The sequence below is a fragment of the Devosia sp. genome, assembly GCF_028290645.1.
Classification (GTDB): domain Bacteria; phylum Pseudomonadota; class Alphaproteobacteria; order Rhizobiales; family Devosiaceae; genus Devosia_A.
This window is the reverse complement of the sequence record NZ_JAQGJL010000115.1, coordinates 1-3111: the sequence shown is the minus strand read 5'-3', so window position 1 is coordinate 3111 and position 3111 is coordinate 1. Positions and strand designations below refer to the sequence as shown.

Below are 3111 nucleotides of genomic sequence, written 5' to 3'. Positions count from 1 at the left end.
CATCGACGATCGACTGCGCCAGCTGCCTCGCCCAGGGGTCCTTGCCGTATTTGAGCTCGGCCTGCGCCATGGAAATCGCGCCCAGATGGTGCGGCAGCATCGAGCAGACGAACGCCACGTCGAAATTGGGCACCATGGATCCCATCATCATGTTCTGCATCATGGTGCCCATGCCCATCATCAGGGCGGTATGGGCTTCGTCCGCAGCGGGCATGCTGGCCGTGCTGCGCATGTTGTCCATGTTGCTCATCGAATTGCCCGGCACGGTCGCCGCGGCGGCTTCCCCGGCCGCGGTCTGGCAGGCGGCGGGCATCGCCGGCGCCGCCGCCTCCTGCGCAAAGCCAGGGGCTCCGATGATGAGGGCAAAGGGAAGGGCGGCGATGGCGGCTGCAAGTTTTGGCATCGTGGTCTCCAGGCTGGGAGGGCTCGGAGACAACGATCTACCGCAAGGCGCCGGCCACCGGCTTGTTCCGTCTTGTGCCGAAAGCTGCCGCCGACGCCGGATCACCGCCTCAGAGCGTAATCCCCCCATCGACGATGAAGTTCGCCCCCGTCGCATAGGCGCTCTCGTCGCTCGCCAGATAAACCGCCAGGTGTGCGATCTCCTCGGGCTGCGCCATCCGCCCCATCGGCTGGCGCGCGACGAAGGTCTTCCACACCTCGTCATGCTCGCCCAGCGCATGGGCCCGCTCGTGCAGCGACGGCGAGTCGACGCTGCCCGGGCAGACGGCGTTGGCGCGTACCCCGTTCTTCATGTAGTCGAAGGCGACCGACTTGGTGAACCCGATCACCGCCGCCTTGCTCGACATGTAGCTCACCCGGTTCGGCACCCCCTTCAGCGACGAGGCGACCGAGGCGATATTGATGATCGAGGCGCCGCCCTGCGCGATGAACGCCGGCAGGAACGCCTGCGTCAGCACGAACATCGGCGTCACGTTGATGTCGAAGCTCAGCTGCCACTCCTCGAGCGTCGTCGTCCCCAGCATCCCCTGATGCACCCAGCCCGCGCCGTTATAGAGGACGTTGACCCCCTGGTGCCGCGCCGCCGCGGCCCTCAGCGCCCCGGTGTCGGTCACGTCGAGCGCATAGGCCTCGTGCCCGGCCGAGATCGCCGCGAGCTCCTCGCCCTTCCGCGCGATCCCCGCCGCGTCGCGATCGGTGGCGATCACCCGCGCCCCCTCGCGTGCGAATGCCGTCGCCGCCGCCCCGCCGATGCCCGCCGCCGCGGCCGTCATGAACACCGTCTTTCCCTCGAGCCGTCCCATTTTCTCCCTTTCCGTCCAATCGCTTGTGCGAGAAACCCCCGCTTCCCGTCATTGTTACCACGCCTCCCATGGGGTAACATGTTAGTCAATGGAATGAGGGCTGCTTATGGATGCCGAGACTGCGCCGGACCTGACATGGGAAGCGCTGCTTCCGCCGATCCTGGCTTCGGCCGGCGTCGCCGCCGGGCGTGAGTTCGCGGTCGAGCCGCTGACCGGCGGCGTCTCCTCCGACATCGTCCACATCCGCTTCTCCGACGGGCGGCAGTTCTGCGCCAAGCGTGCCCTGCCAAGACTGAAGGTCGCCAGCAACTGGCAGGCCCCGCTCGAGCGCAACCACTACGAGGTCGCCTGGCTGCGCCGCGCCAACGCCATCGTCCCGGGCGCCGCCCCCCAGGTGATCGGCGAGGATCGCCGGCACGGCATCGCGCTGCTCGAATACCTGCCGGCCGAGGACTACCTCCTGTGGAAGTCCGAACTCCTCGCCGGCCGTGCCGATCCGTCCGTGCCGGTCGCCGTCGCTAGTGCCCTTGGCAGCATCCATGCCGCGACGCTGAACGACCCCACCGCTGCCGCCGAGTTCCCCACCGACCACCTGATCGACGCCCTCCGCCTCGACCCCTATCTGCGCTTCACCGCCGCCCGCCATACCTTCCTCGCGGATCGCATCCTCGCCGTCCTCGCCGCCACCGCCGGCACGAAACTCGCCCTCGTCCACGGCGACGTCAGCCCCAAGAACATCCTCGTATCGAAGCGCGACGGCCACCCGGTGCTGCTCGATGCCGAATGCGCCTGGTACGGCGACCCGGCCTTCGACGCCGCCTTCTGCCTCAACCATCTGGTGCTGAAATCCATCCACCTGCCGGCGCTCGGTGATATTCTCCTCGATCAGGCGGGGCGCTTCGCCGCGACCTGGCTGGGCCACTTCCCCGCCGCTCTCCGCCCCGGCATCGAGGCGCGCGCCGCAGCTCTCCTCCCCTGCCTCATGCTGGCCCGCGTCGACGGCAAGTCGCCGGTCGAATATCTCAGCGAAATCAACCGCCAGGCCGTTCGCGACCGGGCCATTCCGTTCATCGAAAATCCGGCGTCAGGGCTGGTTCAGCTCTTCGACAGCCTGCGTTCATCTACCGGTCAGGACCACTAGTTCGTTATGTCAGCCATCAAGACCATTCTCGGCCGCCAGGTATGGGACTCCCGCGGCCGCCCCACCGTCGAGGTCGAGGTCACCCTCGCCTCGGGCGCCACCGGCCGCGCCATCGCCCCCTCCGGCGCCTCCACCGGCAGCCGCGAAGCGCTCGACAAGCGCGACGGCGGCACGCGGCTCGGCGGCTTCGGCGTCAACGGCGCACTGGCCGCCGTCAACGGCGAAATCCAGAGCCGCCTCAAGGGCTTGGAGGCCACCAACCAGTCCGCCGTCGACGCCGCGCTGATCGCCCTCGACGGCACCCCGCAGAAAACCCGGCTCGGCGGCAACGCCGTCGTCGCCACCTCCTCCGCCATCGCCTGGGCCGCCGCCGCCGACCGGAAAATCCCGCTCTGGCAACACCTTAGGCACCTCGCCGGGCTCGACCCCGAAGCCCAGCACATCCCGGCCCCGATGATCCAGATCTTCGGCGGCGGCCGCCATGCCGGCAACCGCATCGATATCCAGGACTTCCTGGTCCTCGCTATTGGCGCGACCTCGTTTGCCGAGGCCACCGAGCACATCGCCGAGGTCTATATGGCGGCCGCCAAGTCCATGGCGGAACAGGGAAAATTGCACGGCGTCGCCGACGAGGGCGGGGTCTGGCCCGACTTTTCCGCCAACGAGGACGGGCTCGAACTCCTCACCCGCGCCATCGAACGCGCC

The 3111-nt window shown here is 68.3% G+C and carries 3 protein-coding genes and 1 pseudogene; 2 read left to right on the top strand and 2 right to left on the bottom strand.

Going from position 1 to position 3111, the window contains the following annotated elements; translation table 11 throughout:
• Window positions 1-403: DUF305 domain-containing protein (locus JWQ89_RS06780; protein ID WP_299639526.1), on the bottom strand; the 403-nt coding region annotated here is incomplete at its 3' end.
• A gap of 109 nt (window positions 404-512) precedes the next feature.
• Window positions 513-1265, bottom strand: a complete 753-nt coding sequence (locus JWQ89_RS06775; RefSeq protein ID WP_299639524.1) for an SDR family oxidoreductase — start codon at window positions 1263-1265, stop codon at window positions 513-515.
• 106 nt (window positions 1266-1371) lie between these two features.
• On the opposite strand from JWQ89_RS06775, the gene JWQ89_RS06770 reads away from it, so the two are divergent.
• Window positions 1372-2406, top strand: coding sequence for an aminoglycoside phosphotransferase family protein (locus JWQ89_RS06770; RefSeq protein ID WP_299639522.1), 1035 nt, complete (start codon window positions 1372-1374; stop codon window positions 2404-2406).
• 6 nt (window positions 2407-2412) lie between these two features.
• Window positions 2413-3111 (top strand): annotated as a pseudogene (locus tag JWQ89_RS06765) (phosphopyruvate hydratase); the annotation flags it as partial.

Coding starts and splice junctions, on each gene's coding strand:
- JWQ89_RS06770 (WP_299639522.1), top strand. CDS start 1,372: ATGGATGCCGAGACTGCGCCGGACCTGACATGGGAAGCGCTGCTTCCG.
- JWQ89_RS06775 (WP_299639524.1), bottom strand. CDS start 1,265: ATGGGACGGCTCGAGGGAAAGACGGTGTTCATGACGGCCGCGGCGGCG.